At 64.6% G+C, this 17,161-nt stretch carries 18 protein-coding genes and 1 pseudogene; 15 read left to right on the top strand and 4 right to left on the bottom strand.

Annotation, left to right across the window (positions count from 1 at the left end; genetic code table 11):
• Positions 1-15: 15 nt before the first annotated feature.
• From QFZ83_RS12340 to QFZ83_RS12285, 11 genes and pseudogenes are all read left to right on the top strand, one after another.
• Positions 16-261, top strand: coding sequence for a hypothetical protein (locus QFZ83_RS12340; protein ID WP_307506660.1), 246 nt, complete (start codon positions 16-18; stop codon positions 259-261).
• Between the two features lie 13 nt (positions 262-274).
• Positions 275-1,327 carry a type IV secretion system protein gene (locus tag QFZ83_RS12335; protein WP_307506657.1) on the top strand — a complete coding sequence of 351 codons (1,053 nt, stop codon included), beginning with the start codon at positions 275-277 and terminating at the stop codon, positions 1,325-1,327.
• Between the two features lie 153 nt (positions 1,328-1,480).
• Positions 1,481-2,206, top strand: coding sequence for a virB8 family protein (locus tag QFZ83_RS12330; RefSeq protein ID WP_307506655.1), 726 nt, complete (start codon positions 1,481-1,483; stop codon positions 2,204-2,206).
• Positions 2,207-2,217: 11 nt separating this feature from the next.
• Positions 2,218-3,045, top strand: coding sequence for a TrbG/VirB9 family P-type conjugative transfer protein (locus tag QFZ83_RS12325; protein ID WP_307506654.1), 828 nt, complete (start codon positions 2,218-2,220; stop codon positions 3,043-3,045).
• Positions 3,046-3,077: 32 nt separating this feature from the next.
• Positions 3,078-4,372: pseudogene (gene virB10, locus QFZ83_RS12320) on the top strand (type IV secretion system protein VirB10).
• Complete coding sequence (gene virB11, locus QFZ83_RS12310; protein WP_307506645.1) at positions 4,341-5,489, top strand: P-type DNA transfer ATPase VirB11; 1,149 nt, start codon at positions 4,341-4,343, stop codon at positions 5,487-5,489. Before virB10 ends, virB11 begins: the two are co-directional and overlap by 32 nt.
• Positions 5,482-7,410: a type IV secretory system conjugative DNA transfer family protein gene (locus QFZ83_RS12305; RefSeq protein WP_307506643.1), complete on the top strand. Its 1,929-nt coding sequence runs from the start codon at positions 5,482-5,484 to the stop codon at positions 7,408-7,410. The genes virB11 and QFZ83_RS12305 overlap by 8 nt, the downstream gene beginning before the upstream one ends.
• Positions 7,411-7,474: 64 nt before the next feature.
• Positions 7,475-8,701 (top strand): LPD7 domain-containing protein, encoded by a 1,227-nt coding sequence (locus QFZ83_RS12300; RefSeq protein ID WP_307506640.1) that lies wholly within the window; start codon positions 7,475-7,477, stop codon positions 8,699-8,701.
• Positions 8,702-8,801: 100 nt separating this feature from the next.
• The gene (locus tag QFZ83_RS12295; protein ID WP_307512699.1) at positions 8,802-9,485 is read left to right on the top strand and encodes a TraX family protein; all 684 of its coding nucleotides are present in this window, start codon (positions 8,802-8,804) and stop codon (positions 9,483-9,485) included.
• A gap of 301 nt (positions 9,486-9,786) precedes the next feature.
• Entirely contained in the window at positions 9,787-10,272 is a 486-nt protein-coding gene (locus tag QFZ83_RS12290; protein ID WP_307506637.1) for a hemerythrin domain-containing protein, read from the top strand.
• A 28-nt stretch (positions 10,273-10,300) separates the two neighbouring features.
• A complete protein-coding gene (locus QFZ83_RS12285; RefSeq protein ID WP_307506634.1) occupies positions 10,301-10,549 on the top strand; it encodes a GlsB/YeaQ/YmgE family stress response membrane protein in 249 nt (82 codons plus the stop codon).
• 118 nt (positions 10,550-10,667) lie between these two features.
• On the opposite strand, the gene QFZ83_RS12280 is transcribed toward QFZ83_RS12285, so the two are convergent.
• Positions 10,668-11,051 carry a hypothetical protein gene (locus QFZ83_RS12280; protein ID WP_307506631.1) on the bottom strand — a complete coding sequence of 128 codons (384 nt, stop codon included), beginning with the start codon at positions 11,049-11,051 and terminating at the stop codon, positions 10,668-10,670.
• A 1,175-nt stretch (positions 11,052-12,226) separates the two neighbouring features.
• On the opposite strand from QFZ83_RS12280, the gene QFZ83_RS12275 reads away from it, so the two are divergent.
• Together QFZ83_RS12275 and QFZ83_RS12270 are read left to right on the top strand one after the other, a co-directional pair.
• Positions 12,227-12,748 (top strand): hypothetical protein, encoded by a 522-nt coding sequence (locus QFZ83_RS12275; protein ID WP_307506629.1) that lies wholly within the window; start codon positions 12,227-12,229, stop codon positions 12,746-12,748.
• 332 nt (positions 12,749-13,080) lie between these two features.
• Positions 13,081-13,269, top strand: a complete 189-nt coding sequence (locus tag QFZ83_RS12270; protein WP_307506626.1) for a hypothetical protein — start codon at positions 13,081-13,083, stop codon at positions 13,267-13,269.
• Here QFZ83_RS12270 and QFZ83_RS12265 read toward each other — a convergent pair.
• The 3 genes from QFZ83_RS12265 to QFZ83_RS32765 form a co-directional block, all read right to left on the bottom strand.
• A complete protein-coding gene (locus QFZ83_RS12265; protein ID WP_307502078.1) occupies positions 13,249-14,187 on the bottom strand; it encodes an IS481 family transposase in 939 nt (312 codons plus the stop codon). The genes QFZ83_RS12270 and QFZ83_RS12265 overlap by 21 nt on opposite strands.
• An 839-nt stretch (positions 14,188-15,026) precedes the next feature.
• Positions 15,027-15,167: a hypothetical protein gene (locus tag QFZ83_RS12260; RefSeq protein WP_307506623.1), complete on the bottom strand. Its 141-nt coding sequence runs from the start codon at positions 15,165-15,167 to the stop codon at positions 15,027-15,029.
• A gap of 364 nt (positions 15,168-15,531) precedes the next feature.
• Positions 15,532-15,882, bottom strand: coding sequence for an HU family DNA-binding protein (locus QFZ83_RS32765; protein WP_373423472.1), 351 nt, complete (start codon positions 15,880-15,882; stop codon positions 15,532-15,534).
• Between the two features lie 518 nt (positions 15,883-16,400).
• Here QFZ83_RS32765 and QFZ83_RS12250 point away from each other — a divergent pair.
• Both QFZ83_RS12250 and QFZ83_RS12245 read left to right on the top strand, forming a co-directional pair.
• A complete protein-coding gene (locus tag QFZ83_RS12250) occupies positions 16,401-16,610 on the top strand; it encodes a hypothetical protein (RefSeq protein WP_307506617.1) in 210 nt (69 codons plus the stop codon).
• 70 nt (positions 16,611-16,680) lie between these two features.
• Positions 16,681-16,866, top strand: a complete 186-nt coding sequence (locus QFZ83_RS12245; protein ID WP_307506615.1) for a hypothetical protein — start codon at positions 16,681-16,683, stop codon at positions 16,864-16,866.
• Positions 16,867-17,161: the final 295 nt, after the last annotated feature.

Here is a 17,161-nt window from a genome sequence, read left to right as displayed (position 1 = left end):
CGCGGAAGGCGCGAGATGTTAACGAGCACAAAGATCTATGTGGCGCTCTGCGCCATCATCGTCTTCGCTGGCATCGGGATGTACTACTACATCAACCATGCCACGATCGAACGATCAACGAATTCGGGTGAGGCCATTCCTCCGGTTGCAACGCCATCAGCACCCCAGGACAGGGATGTAGAGCGAAAGATCTTGCATGGCATCGGCAGCATCAAAGATCTGAAGCCTGTCCCACTGCCGCCGGATCTAGGAAGTAGATGATAGTGGAGGTCGTATGGGTTTCTTCGAGCAGTTTTTTACTTGGCTAAACGGGCAACTTGCCACCTACGTGAGTGCGAACGCCACCCGGGTTGCATCCGCGATCGAGCCCGCAGCGGTAACGCTCGCGACCATCTACGTGATGACCTGGGGCTATCTCTCATTTACTGGGCGGATCCAAGAACCGCTCTGGGAAGGCGTCAAGCGCATCCTTGTCATCACCGTCGTGCTCGGCGTTAGCCTGCGCCTTTGGGCCTACAACGATGTCTTTGTCGATAGTTTCACCCGAAGTCCCGACCAGCTTGCTGCTGCAATCCTTGGGGCCGCTTCAACTGTGTCTGTCGTAGACCAGATATGGATCGACGGGAACCTGACGGCGGAGCAATTGCTTAGCAAAGGAAGCTTACTAAATGCAAACTTTGCCTACTATCTTGCAGGATTTCTCGTCTACCTTCTCGTCGGTTTAACCGTCGTCGCGATTGCATTCCTGTTAGCGCTTTCTAAAGTCGCTCTCGCCCTAATCCTCGCGCTGGGCCCGATCTTTATCGTGCTTCTCTTCTTCGACGCGACCAAGCGCTTTTTCGAGGCCTGGGTAGCTCAACTTGCCAATTACGCGCTCGTTAGCATTCTCGCAACGTTCGCGGCAGCACTTTTGCTAAGTGTTCTCCGCTCTTATACGCAGAACACGGCATCTCTTGGGGGCGCGATTACGATTGCAGAGGGTGCCAGAGTGTGCATTGCCTCGGCCTTGGTCTTTCTGATAATGCGTCAAGTTATGTCCATTGCTGCCGGGTTGGCGAGCGGAGTCGCGCTGAGCACTTATGGAGTCGTCAGCGGCGCGATTCGCTGGGGACTCGGCGGGGCCAAGCGCACCAGCTACGAATTCGGTCGCGGCGTGCTGGATGGCCTACGACGGGAGCCGCGCAGCCGCTGGGATTCGTTCCGCCGCTTGGCAGGCAATCGCATCGGTGCAGGCCTGGCTTCGATGGCTGATGGCGGCGCCGCGCGTCGCGGCGGCACCGTACTTCCAAGAGAGCAGGTCATGCCGGGCCTGTCGCGCAATCGCTAGCGGAGGGCGTGCAGATGAAGCCTTCGACGATCCTCTCTTTGGTTGCCCTTCTGCTGGCTGCATGTGGCACTCGCCCGCCAACGCCGCCGGATTGCGAAGGTCCGCTCACACCGATCAACATCCCGAATGGCGTTTCCGAATTAGGAGCGGTCCATGCGCCGGAACGCCGCCCTTGAAAACTACGTGAACGAGGCCCAGAGCTGGGAACTCGACCGCGCGCGCCGCGCGGAGCGGTCCAGCAAGATCGCCTGGACCGTGGCCGCAGCGGCAACGTTGATCGCGGTGCTTTCGGTCGCCGCCGTCAGCGGACTCACTCCGCTGAAGCAGCCCGTTCCCGTTCTCATCCGCGTCGACAGCAGCAGCGGGATCGTCGACATCGTCCCCACCTACGAGGGCACCACCGACATCGAGCAGGTCGTGACTCGCAACCTGCTGCAGAACTACGTGATCGCGCGGGAGCGCTACTTCTACGGCACCGCGGAGGCGGACTACGAACTCGTCGCCTCACAGAACTCACCTCGGCTCAACCAGGAATGGACCGCACTGTGGGCCATCGAAAATCCCGCATCGCCTCTGAACATTTACAAGGACGGTACGTCCATCCGCGCGCAGGTGCGATCAGTCACCTTTCTCAAGCTGGACAGCGGAAAGGACAAGCTGGCACAGGTGCGCTTCACCCGCTCGACGCGCACAGGCGGCACCGGTGATGAGCAGACCAGCCACTGGGTCGCCACGATCGAGTTCGCTTATGTCCCGCCATCGACGGACAACAAGATGCGATCGCTCAATCCACTGGGCTTTCGCGTCGTGGAGTACCGCCGCGAGCCCGAGGTCGCCCCGGTCGGTGGAACTGCACCGAGCAGGCAGGATGCGCGATGACGCCGTGGCGCATGCCCCGCAGGCTGGGCTTTGCCATCGGGCTGGCGGCAAGTCTGGCGCTGGCTGCGCCGTTCGGCCGAACCGCGACCGTGCCGCCCGCCGGCAAGGTCGATGCCCGGGTGCGGGTGGTCGCCTACGACCCCGAAGACGTCGTCACGCTGCAAAGCTATGTGGGCTACCAGATCCACCTGCAGTTCGCCGAAGGCGAGGAGTTCGTGAACCTCGGCGCCGGCGACAACGGTGCCTTCGATGTCGGCGCCGAGCGCAACCACTTCTTCATCAAGCCCAAGGAAGCGCGCGCTTCGACCAACTTCACCCTCCTCACGAACCGGCGCGCCTACCACTTCGACTACATCGCCTCTCCGGCCGCGCCGACCGGCACCGCGGCCCGGCGCATGGTGTATTCGATTCGTTTCACCTACCCGGAGGACGAGGCCCGCGCCGCGGCAGCGGATCAGGAACGACGCAGGACCGAAGCGCGTATGAGCGAAGAGGCCTCCAAGCGCCCACGCAATGCCGACTACTGGTTCTGCGGCAGCGAATCGCTCAAGCCCGAGAGCGCCTACGACGACGGCATGCAGACGCGACTGCGCTTCCGGGCGCAATCGGACTTTCCCGCCATGTTCGTGCGCAACGACGACGGATCCGAGTCACTGTTGAACTTCAACGTCGAAGCCAATGAGGTCGTGATCCACCGAGTGGCGCGCCAATTCGTGCTGCGGCGCGGTGGCCTGGTCGGCTGCGTGGTCAACCGGTCGTTCGTCGGCGGCAGTGCGCGCACCCCGAACCACACGAGCGCAGAAGATGTGCGCCGCACCACGACGGGAGAGCGTCCGTGACCTGGATCGACCAGACGCGCCGCGGCGCCCGAATGGATCCGCCGACGCCTTCCGATGCGTCCGACATCGACCCCGGCACCGGGGAGATTCTGTCTGCGCGAACTGAAGCAGCCACTGGAGGGGCCGCGTCTCGCGACGCCGACGAGCGCACAACGGTCCGAGGTGAACGCGCCATTCCGTCGGTCAATCGCGAGCGCTCTGTCCAGTCGCGCATCAGCGGATTCCTGGCGCTGGCCGTGATCGTTCTGCTCGGCAGCGGCTTCCTGTTCTGGTACTACAACACCCAGTACGCCAAGACGCGCGAGGCCGAAGAGGCCGCGAGAAAGGCGGCGTCGGCACGTGCCGGCGGCGAGATGAAGGTGCCGCCGCTCGGCCGAATCGATCCCCCGAAAACGCCGCCGGAGCCGCCGCCGATCGCCGGCACGCCCCCTGCCCCAGCGACCACTGCTGTCAACGCGGGCACGCCGCAAAAGACGCCCGAGCAGATCGCACTGGAACGGCAGTTGGGCACCCCGGTGCTTCGGCGCGCGCAGTCCGCCCAGCCCTCGGGCAATTCGACACCGCACGCGTTCACCGATCCGGCGGTGCTGCCCGCCGGCGGCGTGCCAAGCATGTCCCAGCTGCTCGGCGCGCTGCAGCCGCCTGGCGCCGCATCTGCCGCATCCGGCGGCGGTCAACTTGGCGCCAGCCTTCGCCCGACGCCGACCCCGGCGGTCCTCGCCCAGACCCTGCCCACACGGCGCATGCTTCTGCCCAAGGGCGCATTCATCGACTGCACACTGGAGACCGCCATCGACTCCACCTACGAGGGCATGACCACCTGCATAGGCGCCAGCGACATCTACGGGGCGGATGGCAAGGTCGTCCTGCTGGAGCGCGGCACCAAGTACGTGGGCGAGCAGCGCGGAACGCCGCGGCAAGGACAGGGCCGGGTCTTCGTCGTGTGGAATGAAGCCCGCACCCCGACCGGCGTGGTGGTCCAGCTCGCCTCGCCAGGACCGACGAACTGGGACGCAATGGGTTGCCCGGTTTCGTCGATACCCACTTCTGGGATCGCTTCGGTGCCGCGGTCCTGATCTCGGTGATCGATGGCACGATGCAGGCGCTCGCCGCCCAGCGGCAAAGCGGCACCCGGGTCGGCAGCGGCGGCGGCCTGGTGGTCGGTCCGCAGGGCAGCCGCGACGTCATGACGGAAGTGCTGCGCAGCACGGTGTCGATTCCGCCGACCGTCATCAAGAACCAGGGCGAGCGGATTCAGATCCTGGTCGCTCGCGATGTGGATTTCAGGAGCGTCTATGCGCTTCGAAACGACCCAGCCACTCCCTGAACGCACGCTCTGCGCCGCCACCGACGACTTGCAATCGGTGGCCGGCCCTGTGACCGCCGCAGAAATAGCGGAATCGCCCTCTTCGCTTGTCCTCTTCCTCGGCCCGCTCGGTCGTCTGCTGGACGATCCCGAGGTCACCGAGATCTGCATCAACGAGCCGGGCGTGGCGTTCGTGGAGCGCCAGTCGGGCTGGCTGCGCGAGGAGTTGCCGTTCGCAAGCTTCGACTGGTGCATGGCCATCGCCAAGCTTGTGGCCAACTTCACGCACCAGCGGATCTCGGCCCACGAGCCGCTCCTGTCCGCCACCCTCCCGGGCGGCGAAAGAATCCAGATCGTGCTGCCGCCCGCGACGCTGGAGCGGACGGTCTCGATCACGATCCGGCGTCCGTCCCACACGCTCTGGAGCCTCGAAGAGCTGGCGGATCTGTGCGTCTTCGAGCCGACGCGCAGCGCTCCCGGCTGCCCGGTGCGGCCATCCGATCTGGACAGTCTGGCGCCGGAGGACCGGGAATTGACGGAGCTTCTCGCACGCCGAGAGTTCGTGCCGTTCCTGCGCCGCGCGGTGCAGTCGCGCAAGAACATCCTGTTGTCCGGGGCCACAGGCTCGGGCAAGACCACCGTCGGCAAGGCGCTGATCCTCGAGGTGCCACCCGAGGACCGTCTGATCACGATCGAGGACGTGAAGGAACTGTCGCTGCGCAATCAACCCAACCACGTGAGGCTCTTCTACTCGCAAGGCGCCCAGGGGCAAGCCGAGGTCACGCCCGGCCAGCTGCTCGCCGGTGCCAAGCGCCAGCGCCCCGACCGGGTGTTCGTGTCCGAGTTGCGGACCGGCGAAGAGGTCTACGACTACCTGGTGTCCGTGAACACCGGCCACCCCGGCTCGATCACCAGCGTGCATGCGGACAGCGCGGCGATGGCCTTCGTAGCACTGGCGCAGTTGATGAAGCGCAGCCAGGCGGGCCAGGGCATGAGCACGCGCGACGGGGTGGAACTGGCGCAGATGAGCGTGGACATCGTCGTGCAGTGCGCGCGCGAGCGAAGGGACGACCGGCCGCGGCGCATCGTGCGGGAGATCTGGTATGACCCTGGCACCAAGAACCGAAGGCTTGCCTAGCCCCTTCAGGATTGCCGTCGCAATGCTGGTGGCCGCGATCGTCGGCGTCTACGTCGCAGGCCACGCGTTCCTGATGGCGATGAAATTGCCGCCCCAGCAAGTCACGCTGCTCACGCTCCACACGTACTGGCAGGCCCACGGCGAGCGGCCGGACGTGCGCCGCGCTCTCGTGGCATCGCTCGCGGGGTCCCAAGGCCTCGCGCTGGGCCTGGTGGGCGTCGCCATGCTGCCGCGTCGCCGGCCGCTGCACGGCGAAGCACGGTTCGCGAGCCACCGCGAGATCGCGCGGGCCGGGCTGCTGCAGGAGCACGGCATCATCCTCGGGCGACTGGGCAACCGCTACCTGGTGCTGCCCGGCCAGCAGGGTGTCGAGCTCGAAGCCCCGCCGCGCAGCGGCAAAGGCGTTGGCGTGGTCATTCCCAATCTGCTGAACTGGCCCGGCTCGGCCATCGTCAGCGACATCAAGGGCGAGAACTTCACGCGCACGGCGGGCTTTCGGGCGGCCCATGGGCAGGAGGTGCACCTGTTCGATCCGCTGTCAGAGCGCGAGTGCTCGGCACGCTGGAACCCCCTGGGCTACGTGTCCGAGCAGCCCTACCGCTGCATCGACGACCTGCAGCGCATCGGCACGATGCTCTTTCCCGATCCGCAGGCGGGCGACCCCTTCTGGAGCTCGTCGGCCCGGTCGCTGTTCCTGGGCATCGCCCTGTACCTCTTCGAGACTCCCGGCGCGACGCGCACCCTCGGCGAGGTGCTGCGCCAGGGCATGGCCAGCGATGCGGAGGGCTTCCAGAAGCACTGGAAGCGCGTGATCGATGCCTGCGAGCGTGCCGGCTATCCCCTCTCGCAGGAGGCGGTGCAGAGCCTCTATGACGTGATCGACCTGGCGCCGACCACGGCGTCGAGCATCCGCAAGACCTTTACCAGCCGCCTGGACCTGTGGCTCAACCCGATGATCGATGCGGCCACCTCGGCCAACGACTTCGATCTGCGGGACCTGCGCAAGCGGCCGATCTCGATCTACGTGCAGATCAATCCCGACAACATCGCCCGGCTGCAGCCGCTGCTCAATCTCTTCTTCCAGCAGGCGATCGGCCTGCAGACGCACGAGCTTCCCGAAAGCAACCCGCAGCTTCGCCACCAGTTGCTGCTGATGCTCGACGAGTTCGCGGCGCTCGGGCGCATTCCGGTCATCGCCGATTCCACCGCCTTCCTGCCGGGCTACAACGTGCGCACCGTCGTCATCGTGCAATCCCACTCGCAGCTGGTCGAGAAGTACGGCATCGAGGGCGCCAAGTCGATCCGCAAGATGCTGGCCGCGCGCATCGTGTTCCCGCCCAAGGAGTACGAGGACGCCGAGGCCATCTCCCGGGAGTTGGGGACCTACACCGTCCGGCAGAAGAACATGAGCCGCCCGATGTGGGGGGGTGCGGCCAAGGGGGCGACGGTGAGCATCAGCGAGCAGCCGCGCCGCCTGTTGTTGCCGCAGGAGGTCAAGGAGCTCGGGACGGACCGGATGCTTCTCTTCTACGAAGGCCTGCGGCCTGTGCTGGCGCATCGCGTCCTGTACTTTCGCGACCGGTTCTTCGCCCCGCGGGAGCGCCCGCCGCCGCCGGTGCCCAAGCTCGACGTGACCAGGCGCGGTGACATCCGCGCGCGCGTTCGGCCGGCCGTGACCGATGACGAGCAAGACACCGCTGGCATGAGTTCCGGATGCATCGCCGGCGCCGCATCGAAAGACGGTGGGCCGTCACCAGCGAACACAACGGCGGCGAGCATGGCGGGCGACGCACTCGACGATGAGCTGAAGCTGGACGATTTCTCGTTCGACTTCGATGACGTGGAGATTCCCACCGAGAAGCTCAGCGAGGAGGACCTCAAGCGCCATGCCGACGAGTTCATGGCGCGCATCCTGGACTGATGTCCTCGACTCAAGCCTGAATCAGGACGGCCCGAACGACTGCACGTATGCGAAAGGAGCCACGATGTCCACAGACCCACCGTCCGGAAGCCCGCCGCCGTTCGGCACCGCGGGCGCTGCTTCTCACGACGAGGCCGGCTCCGTCCAGGGCGAGGCGCCTCATGCGGGACGCGGCCATCCTCGGGTGCCCGATGCCATCGAACGACGCTACCTGCGCGTCGACAACCGGTACTTTTTTCCCGACCGCACCCTCGCCTTCATCGACGACGGTGCGCGCATCCGCGTGCAGACCGAAAACCGCGAGGTGCTGCACAGTGTGGTGGCGATCGCCGAGGCGCGCGGCTGGCGGGCCCTCTCCGTCAAGGGCACCGAGAGCTTCCGGCAGGCCATGTGGCGCGAAGCAGCGTTGCGCGGCATCGAGGTCCAAGGCTATGAACCGACGGAGGTGGAAATCCTTCAGATGCAGCGCGCCTCGAAACCATCCCCACCATCGCTTGAAAAGAGAGCCGCCCAGGCGCCGGCAACTCGGACAGCACCGAAGGAACGCCGGGCCGTGACGGCGCGCGATGATGCAGGCGGTCCCGGCGCGGCTCACGATGCCGCGCCTGATTCGACGGAGATGCCGCAACACCATCGATCGCCGCGGACTAGTCGCGGGTCGACCATCCAAGGGCTGCTGGTTGCAGCGGCCGCCGCACCCTACCAATTCGATCCGGCGCAGCGCATGTCCTTCTATGTGAGGGTCCGCACCGAGACCGGCGATCGCACGGTGTGGGGGGCGGACCTCGAACGCGCACTCGCGGAATCCGCGTCGCGACCGCGCATCGGCGACCAGGTGGTCCTCACAAGGCACGGTGCGCAGCCGGTGAAAGTCCTTGTGGCGCAGCGAAATGCGCAGGGCGAGCTGACCGGAGAGAAAAGAATCGTCACGCAACGTGCCATCTGGCGCATCGAGACATCGGACCACCTTCGCGCCATGGAGGAGCGCGCGACGCGCATACGGAGCGGCGAGACGGTGTCCCCCGAGATCCAACGTCAGCATCCGCAACTGGCCGCCGCGGCGGCCGGCTTGGCGTTGGCCGAGCAGTACGCGACGCGCGTGACAAGTGACCAGGACTCCCAACAGCGGCTGGTGCAACTGATCCGCGAACGCATCGCCGACGCGCTGGCGCAAGGCCATTCGCTCCACCTCCCTGAACGACGCCCGCGTTTCGGACCCATGCAACTGCATTCGCATGTGCGCCAGCGCACGGCCAGAGACCCGGAAGCGCCGAGCCATGAGCGCGCCTAGTCGTCGCAGGACCGCTCCATCGAACGACGGGCGGCAAGCGAAGGCACGCAGCGGCTCCAGAAAAGCCACCGACGCGCGCGCTGGTTCGTCGAGGCCCTCGATTGGAAAGCCCGCAGCGCCCGCGGCGACCTGGCCGATCTCCGACGGCTCGCTGGAAACGCTCAAATGGGTCGGCCTGGTGCTCATGACCGGCGATCACGTCAACAAGTACCTGCTGCAGGACACGAGCGCCACGCTCTACGCCCTGGGGCGCATGGTGATGCCGCTCTTTGGCTTCGTCCTCATGGCCAACCTGGCGCGGCCCGGGGCGCTTGAAGCCGGCATGCATCTGCGCGTCATGCGGCGGCTGGCGGTCTTCGCACTGCTGGCGACACCGGCTTTCGTTCGCCTTGTCGGCTGGTGGCCGTTGAACATACTCGCGACTCTGGGGTTGGCGACCTTGATCGTGTGGCTCCTCGAACGCGGCGGTGCGATGGCGCGCGCCGCGGCATCGATCGCTTTCCTCATCGGAGGTGCACTGGTGGAGTTCTGGTGGCCCGCGCTGCTGTGCTGCCTCGGAGCCTGGGCGTTCGCGCGTCGTCCCGATGCGGTCAGGATGCTCTTGTGGGCCCTGGCGACAGCCTCGCTCGCGATCGTCAACGGAAATTTTTCCGCGCTGGGCGCCCTGCCCTTGATCCTGGGCGCGCGGCATGTCGACATTCCGTTGCGTCGCTGTCGATGGGTCTTCTACGCCTACTACCCTGCGCATCTGTCACTGATCGCCGTGGTGCTGAGACCCGCATGACTGAAAAGGACCAGTGGCAACGCTTCGCAAGCGGCCGCTGAGCTTAGGAGCGATTTCGCATGTCAGCGCGGCAAGTCAAGCGTGCGTCGCCGCCCGATCGAACTCCGCGAAGGCCGGCCTTGCCGACGGGCTTCGCGCTGGCGCCACCGCGTCACCGATCGCCGCCATGCGGGCCACGAGTCGCCAAGCATGATGAAGAGGGTCCCATCCTCCGAAATCTTTCCTTGCGGCGTGGTTGCGTCCTACGAACTTGCGAACCTCTCCGCTGCATGTTCGGCTTCCCACTATGAAGGAGCCAGAGATGCCCACCACCCGTACCGCGCCCGACGCCTGCACCCTCCTGGACGCAGACCATCGCAAGGTCAAGGCCATGTTCAAGGAGTACGAGACGCTGACGAAGTCACGTGCAGCAAGCGCTTCGCAAAAGAAGCGCGATCTGGCCAACCAGATCTGTCTTGAGCTGACTGTCCATGCCCAGATCGAAGAAGAAATCTTCTATCCGGCGCTGCGAGAGGCCATCAAGGACACGGACCTGCTCGACGAAGCCGAGGTCGAACACGCAAGTGCGAAAGACTTGATCGCTCAGATCCAGGGCGCCGCGGACGTGGACGACATGTTCGACGCCAAGGTCACGGTGCTGGGCGAGTACATCGACCATCACGTGAAGGAAGAGCGCAACGAGATCTTTGTAAAGGCGCGCGCAACGCGCAAGCTGGACCTGATCGGAATGCGCGACACGCTCACCGCACGCAAGGAAGAACTGTTGGGTGAACTGGCCACAGCCTGAACCCACTCACCTCATCGAAAGAACAAGCATGGGAATCATCTGGACCATCCTCATCGGGTTCATTGCCGGGCTCGTTGCACGAGCCTTGCTGCCCGGCAAACAAGCCATGGGCTTCATATTGACGACGGTACTCGGCATCGCGGGCTCCCTTCTGGCCACTTACCTTGGACAAGCCATGGGTTGGTATACCGCTGGGGCAGGAGCCGGCTTCGTAGCTTCAGTAGTCGGCGCCATCGTCGTGCTGGCCATCTACGGGTTCATTGCCCGCCGGGGTTGAGGGCACGCGCGTTCACGAGAACCCAGCGTCGCACGGCGCCGCTGCGGTTCGCCGCTGCCCTATGGCGTTCCCCTCTGCGCCTGGCCTGCCCGCAGAGACCAGATCGGCTCTGAAGGACTCATTCCGCAGGACCCGGCGCGGCAGTGCCTCTGTGTGCTGCGGCGGCTGTCGATCCGGGCACTGTGACGCTCGACGCCGCCTCAGTGTTCGCGCGCAGCATCAACGCGTTCGGGTGGTGTCCGGTTCGGCCTGGATCCCGTCGGCGAATGTGATCCAGGGTCACGGCATTGCAACGTCGCAATTCCTGCAGATACATCGCATCGATTGCCGCCATGAGCTGCAGGAGGGTATTGCTGGCTCGCATCTCGAGCTCCGATGCTCGGCCACCTTCCGGTGGCGCCATCAGTTTCGATGCGAGTTCACGTTGAATATCGAGGGCTGCCGCACGCGATTGCGCTGCCAAGCGCCGCAGGTCTGCAAGATGCGGGTGAAGCGGTCCCATGAAGCAGTTCCAGCAATCCTGATGCCAAGCATTGCTTGGGTTGTCCTGCCGCCAAAGCCCCGCGGACGACGCGTCAGGAAAAATCCGCCGCAAGATTCTCGGCAAAGATTGCTACGCCTGTGCGCCCTCTCTTTCCCATATTCTGCGAATCGTTTGGTCATCTACAACTGCGATCCGCTGTGCGCGCCTCTCCGCGGCGCCGACCGCAGCGTACGTCACCTACCCCTCCGCGTAAGTTAAGTTATTTCGTGCGGGTGATAGGGAATGGCTCGCTCGATGCCGTGCAATCTGCACCCTCACACAGTCGCCGACGACCTTCCTGATGACGGCGCTCGCGCCAGCAGGAACGCCAGGCCTCCCCCGACCAGGAGCAGTCGTCGCTGTTCGCGCTGGCTTCCTACATCGAGGTGCCGCCCGCGCCCCTGTCGGCGTGGCAACGCACACGACAGTTGCCGGCGCACCACGACCGCCACGGATAGTTGCGCGTTGCGATCGACACCGCGCACAGCCCGCTGGAGGCAGAGGCGCCGCGGCGCTGAGACAGCGCAGCACGTTGAGCGGAGATCGTACGGAACGAAGCTGATACTGGCCGCGCGGGGGCTTCCATCCTGCGGTGGCGGTGGAACGTGTGTCCGAGCCGCTCGCAGGCCTGGCGCCGTGCGGCGCCGCTCGCTGCATGTGCGTACGCACCGAGCAAAGCTCGCGCCTGTTGCGCATTGACGTCCGAGCCTGTGCACATGGCACGGGCTCCGGGCAGAACACCGGTGCACACCAGACGGCGCGGCTGTCGTTCGTGACGAGACGACCGGTACTCCTCGTGCGGTCACACAACCGGCGGTGCATCCGATGGGTCCGTGCAAGCTGGCCGTGCCGCACGGATTTCCGCGGCGCTGGGGAGCAGCAGTGCCGCCATCGAATAACCCTCAGTTCGTGTTCTCACGCATTCAAAAACGTGAATTTCATCACGCCGCACGCCGTTGCAAGCGCCCGCAGCACCGCTTCTGCACACACGGCGCGCCTTTTTGCCTAAGGTGCGTGCGCCTGCACCGGCCGAGTCAATAGGCGCCCCGGTCCGCAAGGCGCCCTTTGCGTGAACGCCAGACCCTCGCCGGTGGCGCATCCGCCGTGTACTGCTTGCTCACGAACCCAGCGGGCAATGTCGGACAAAGCCGCGCATGGAAACGCCACAGGAGAACAGCGACGATAAAGGCGAGTGGCTGCATATCCGCGTGCGGTATCGCAAGACCAGCGTCCCCGTAAGGATCAGCCGGCGAGCGCTCGAGGAACACTTCGGCGCGGTCGGCGGACAGCACACACCGATCTTTCTTTACGTGAACAACAAGCAATCGATCCATCGTGCGGCGCACGCCAAGTTGGAGTCCGGCTGGCGTTACACGGCTGAATCTCCGCTCGAACTTCGTGCATCGGACTTCGCTTCGATCCTCGGCACTCCTGGCGCAAAGAAGAAGTCGTGGCGACCCGAGGATCTGCAACATGCGCTGGATCAGGTCTCGACGGAGCAGCCGAGCGAATCAGCCATCGGCAACTATGTGCGATGGAGGGTCGAAGCTGGGCGCGTCGAAATGGTGGGCATCTTTTCGGCCGAACAACTCGAACGCATCGCGACCTTCATGAGGCGAGCCCTCAAGGATCCACCCGATGCGCCAAGCCACGACGAAGAAAAGCACGGCGGATAGGCGACGGCCGAAGGAGAAGACGGCGACCGTTGTTCCGCGCCAACCCGGATCGTTCCTTGCAGGGCCCGGCCTCCTTCAAGCTGTCGGATGCGCGAGCTGCCTCAAGACTGCGCGGCGTGGCATGCGTCGAGCATGTGCCCTTATCGCGATGAACGGCTACTAGCGAGGTGGCATCCGGCGTCGCGGTGGCGAGAAAGCCCTGACAGGCTGTCCCAACGTGAATCTCGTCCGGTCTGCCTGACAAACGGCGCAAATTTCACAAGAGAACAAGTGCTATCTTTTAACTTTCGCGCCACCGGACATTGCGCATTGCCATGGCATACATTTGATCGATGCCGAAGAAAAGCAACCATGGTGAAGGCGAAGAGATGCTGCAGAAGCTTCGCGACTTGGTGCGGCTGGCTCAGGCGGGAGACTGCACTGCGGTCCGCGTCTTCAGCAGTGACGGCGCCTACCAGGACATCGTCTGCGGCGGCAGCCAAGAAGACCAGGCGGTGGCGCTAGATGTCGAGTTGCAATAGGTTATTCCCGCTGAGTCGGGAAGCTGGTGGCCTGTAGCCCAATGCGGAGTGCGGCCTCCTGGCGTTGTAGTAGTTCAGAAACGCAGGCAGCCATGTCGTGCGTTCTTTGCTGTTGGCCCAGACACGGCCATAGGCCCATTCGCGTAGACAGGTCTGGATGAATCGCTCGGCCTTGCCATTGGTCTGTGGGCGATAGGGCCTGGTGAAGGTATGTTTGATGCCCAGTGCCTGGCAAGTCTTGGCGAACAGCCGCGAGCGATAGGCCGAGCCGTTGTCGGTGATCAGGCGCTTGATGGTCACGCCCAAGGCCGCGTAGTGAGCCACGGCCGCCTGCAGGAACGCCACGGCCGAGCCCTTGCGCTCGTCGTCGCGCATCTGCACGAAGCCCGCTCGCGAGTGATCGTCAATGGCCACGTGAGCGAACTCCCAGCCTGCGCCCCGCGTGGCATCGCGACGATCGCCTGTGACGCGGTGGCTGGGCTGCACGATGCGCCCGAGCTTCTTGGTGTCGATATGCAGCAGCTCGCCCGGCGCTTCTCGCTCGTAGCGAACGATTGGTGCAATGGGTTCCAGGGCCTTCAGGCTGGACAGCCCCAGGCGTGCGAGCAGGCGGCTGACCGTGGACACGCTGCGCCCCACGATGGTGGCGATGCGGCGCATGGGCATGCGCGAGCGGCGCAATTGCTCGATGCGCTCGTGCAGCGCAGCGTCCAGGCTCGTGCGCGTCCTGGCCGGGCGCGAGCTGCGATCGTGCAGGCCCTGCACGCCGCCCTCCAGGAAGCGCTTGAGCCACTTGCGCGCGGTGCGCGGGCTGATGCCTGCCGCCTCGGCGGCAGGCATCAGCCCCATTCCTGCAATGCGTTCGACAAGCAACTTGCGACCTTCCAATGTCAATCTGGCATTCTTATGGCTGTTCATCCGGTGGGATTCCTCTGAGATCCTGAAGCGTGGTAACTCCAGTTTCCCAGACCCATTCGGGTGAACAACCTATTGAGACATCACAGCTAGAGCGCCTGCGCAAGGCTGGCCTGCATTGACCGCCACGACAGCGCTCGGCGTCGATAGACCGCGTCCGAGCGAGGAGCGATCGAGCGGCCATACTTCAATCGCCGTGCACCGCAATGCTCGCGCAGCAGATTCATCAGCGCAAGAGCTGCATCAAGCCCTTGGACCGGGACACGGATCTCTGCTCAGTTCGGCCGCGCACACTCTCCGCTGCAGTGCGCATTCGAAAATCGCTCCGCAAATTCCGAATCCAAGCGCGTGCGCTCTGCGATCCAATGCGATCCTGCGCCATGGCGCGCGTCCTGGACCTCGCAGATCGCCGCCGCTTCTCTCAGCGCTGCGCAGGTCATCTCCACCCAGAGTCCGCCGTCACAATGTTCGTCGTCCTCGTGATGCGCGATGTCTGGGCGCCAGCACACACGGATCTGTTTGCCTCGCGTGGCAATACCGAGGGACGGGCAATTTGGTGATTCCATCGGATGCTCTCCTAACCGGTGCCGATCGTAGGAGGCAGCACGCAGCGATTCAACGTTTCACCCCGTGGTCGGGACGCGGAATCGTGCAAATTCGCACGGTCGCGCCAGCCACGCAGAACGCAGGCCAGATCCGGTTTGCGCAAGGCGCGACTGCGTGACCGACGGAAGCTATCGCCGCAGAAGCCGGCATCGTCCGGCATGGCGTTCCCGCGTGCGCCATCTTGCAAGTGCTCGCTCCTTCGTGCGATGAGCCGCATCCCGCCGAAGGCCCCACTTTCAAGCGATGACCGACGGGCAGATGGAACCACCGTGCGGGAAGCCATGTTGCGACGTGACGCGGACATTGATAGCGCCATGCGCGCACTTCGTGCCGCGGTGCGCGACATCCATCATCGCGTTGCTGAGATGCTGCAGCATGTCGATTCATCGCCACCTTCTGCGCGGTCCCACCCGGTCCCTTGCAACGCGCACGAACGATCCAGCACGTCGACGCTGGCGTGCGAGATCCACGAAATGACGTCTCAGATCCGGTCGATGGAGAGTGTGCTTGGCATCAGCTTGCGGAGCGCGCCGCATCAACTCGCGCCGGGTATCAAGCAGCGGCGCAAACTTCGATCGGCGTGAGGCACAACAGCACACAAAGCAACGGCAACTTCTCAGGGCGTACCGCTCGTCTGGCGGCGCCGTTCGCCGAGCTTCGAAGTACCCCGGGAAAGAGCCCGCAGCAAAGCAAAGCGGCCCCGAAGGGCCACTCGCTCGCTTGCGCATTGCTGCGCGACGCTTACTTCTTCTTTGCAGCAGCCTTCTTGGGTGCGGGCTTGGCAGCCGCGGCCTTGTCCGCCCTGCGCTTGGCCGCCTTCGGGTCCACTGCTGCCTTGAACGCAGCGCCGGGCACGAACTTCGGCACCTTCTGCGCCGCGATCTTGATCGCGGTGCCGGCCTGCGGATTGAAGCCGGTGCGGGCCGCACGCGCGACCTGCTTGAAGGTGCCGAAGCCGATGATCTGCACGGGATCGCCCTTTTTCACTGCGGCGACGATCGCGCTGGTGACGGTCTCGAGGATGCGCGCGGCTTCGGCCTTGCTGACGGTGTGGGTGGTGGCGATTTTTTCGACGAGTTCGATGCGGTTCATTGTTGATTTTTTCCTATGACGAGAGATCAGGCTCAGGGCCTGCGTGCACCGAAGGCCGATGCCGCGGCGAGCGGCGGCAGTGTAGCCGCAGCGCCGAGTGAGCCCAAGGCGCGCGGCGAACTGAAGGACGCCCCGCGCCTTGTGGTCCGGAGAGAGAGGCGGCCACCGGCCGTTAAGGCCCGCGCGGCGCACCCACCCGTGCGCCATATCCCCTTTTGCGACCTGCCGCGCGCGCAGCGTAGGACAGGTACGGGCAGCGGGCGTCGCTTTTGGCGGATAGCGACGGCCTTCACCGATGCGGAAAGTGCTTGTGCACTGAAACGAGCATTCAAGGGGAGCGCGTATGACGGATCGTTTGATCGACGGCGGGACTGCAAGTAGGCGCGCCAGGGGCTGCCACCGCGTCCGGCATGCCAATTGTTTGACGTGGAGGACCGACTGCGATCGCCATCGGCAGACAGAAGGTAGCCGATGGCCCGCGAGGGTTTCGCTGCGACAGCCGGCCAGCGGGAGGCCGGATGAAGCTTGAGCCGATGGACTTTCTGCGCGAACTGCAAGGGCGCGAGTTTCCTCTCGTCGTCACCGGGCAGTCGGCCGTCGCTTGTGTCGAGATGCTCCACACAGTCGGCTTCCTGAAGGCAGTTGTGATCTCTTCGGACCCCGGGTTTGCCGAGGCGCGAGTGCACCAGATCACCGAACTCGGCCGCCTGGCGCTTGCAAAGCGATGATGGCGTCCATCGCCGGCTGCGCCCGCACGCGCCGCAACCACGCCTCACAGAACACCCCGGGCCGGAAACCATGAACTTGAAGTTGATTCGGACTATTCTGGAGATTGCGGCGATGCCGCTGTTCGCCGTCGCGCTGTTCGCAATCGGACTCATCGCGGCGTTTGGGCACCTGCTGGCCCTGCCGGGTCTTTATCTCTGGGAGAGATATCAAGAGAACAAGCCCGTGTCGTCAAGACGCTCGAGTGCGGATCCCTGAGGGGAAGCAGATCCAGTTAGAATCACCCATCACCCGGTCATCGGGTGTTGCTCGGCCGAGCAAGCTGAATCTCAAAGCAGCGCGTCGAAGTCACCACGACGAGAAAAACAACATTGACTTCTGCAAACGAATTTGCCGTAGCGTGGACCGCGTAAGAGTTCACGACCATTTTCCGAAGCCCTCCCCATGAGGGCTTTTTTCATGGATTCGCAACGTGGCCGCCGCTCAATCCCGTGCCGGCGTCATACGTCGGTGACGCTTGTCGCTAGGGCGCGCATTCGCGCCAGCTCTTGCC

It is taken from the genome of Variovorax sp. W1I1 (assembly GCF_030815625.1).
GTDB classification, from domain to species: Bacteria; Pseudomonadota; Gammaproteobacteria; order Burkholderiales; family Burkholderiaceae_C; genus Variovorax; species Variovorax paradoxus_C.
The sequence above is the reverse complement of the archived record's forward strand: the minus strand, read 5'-3'. Positions and strand labels throughout refer to the sequence as shown.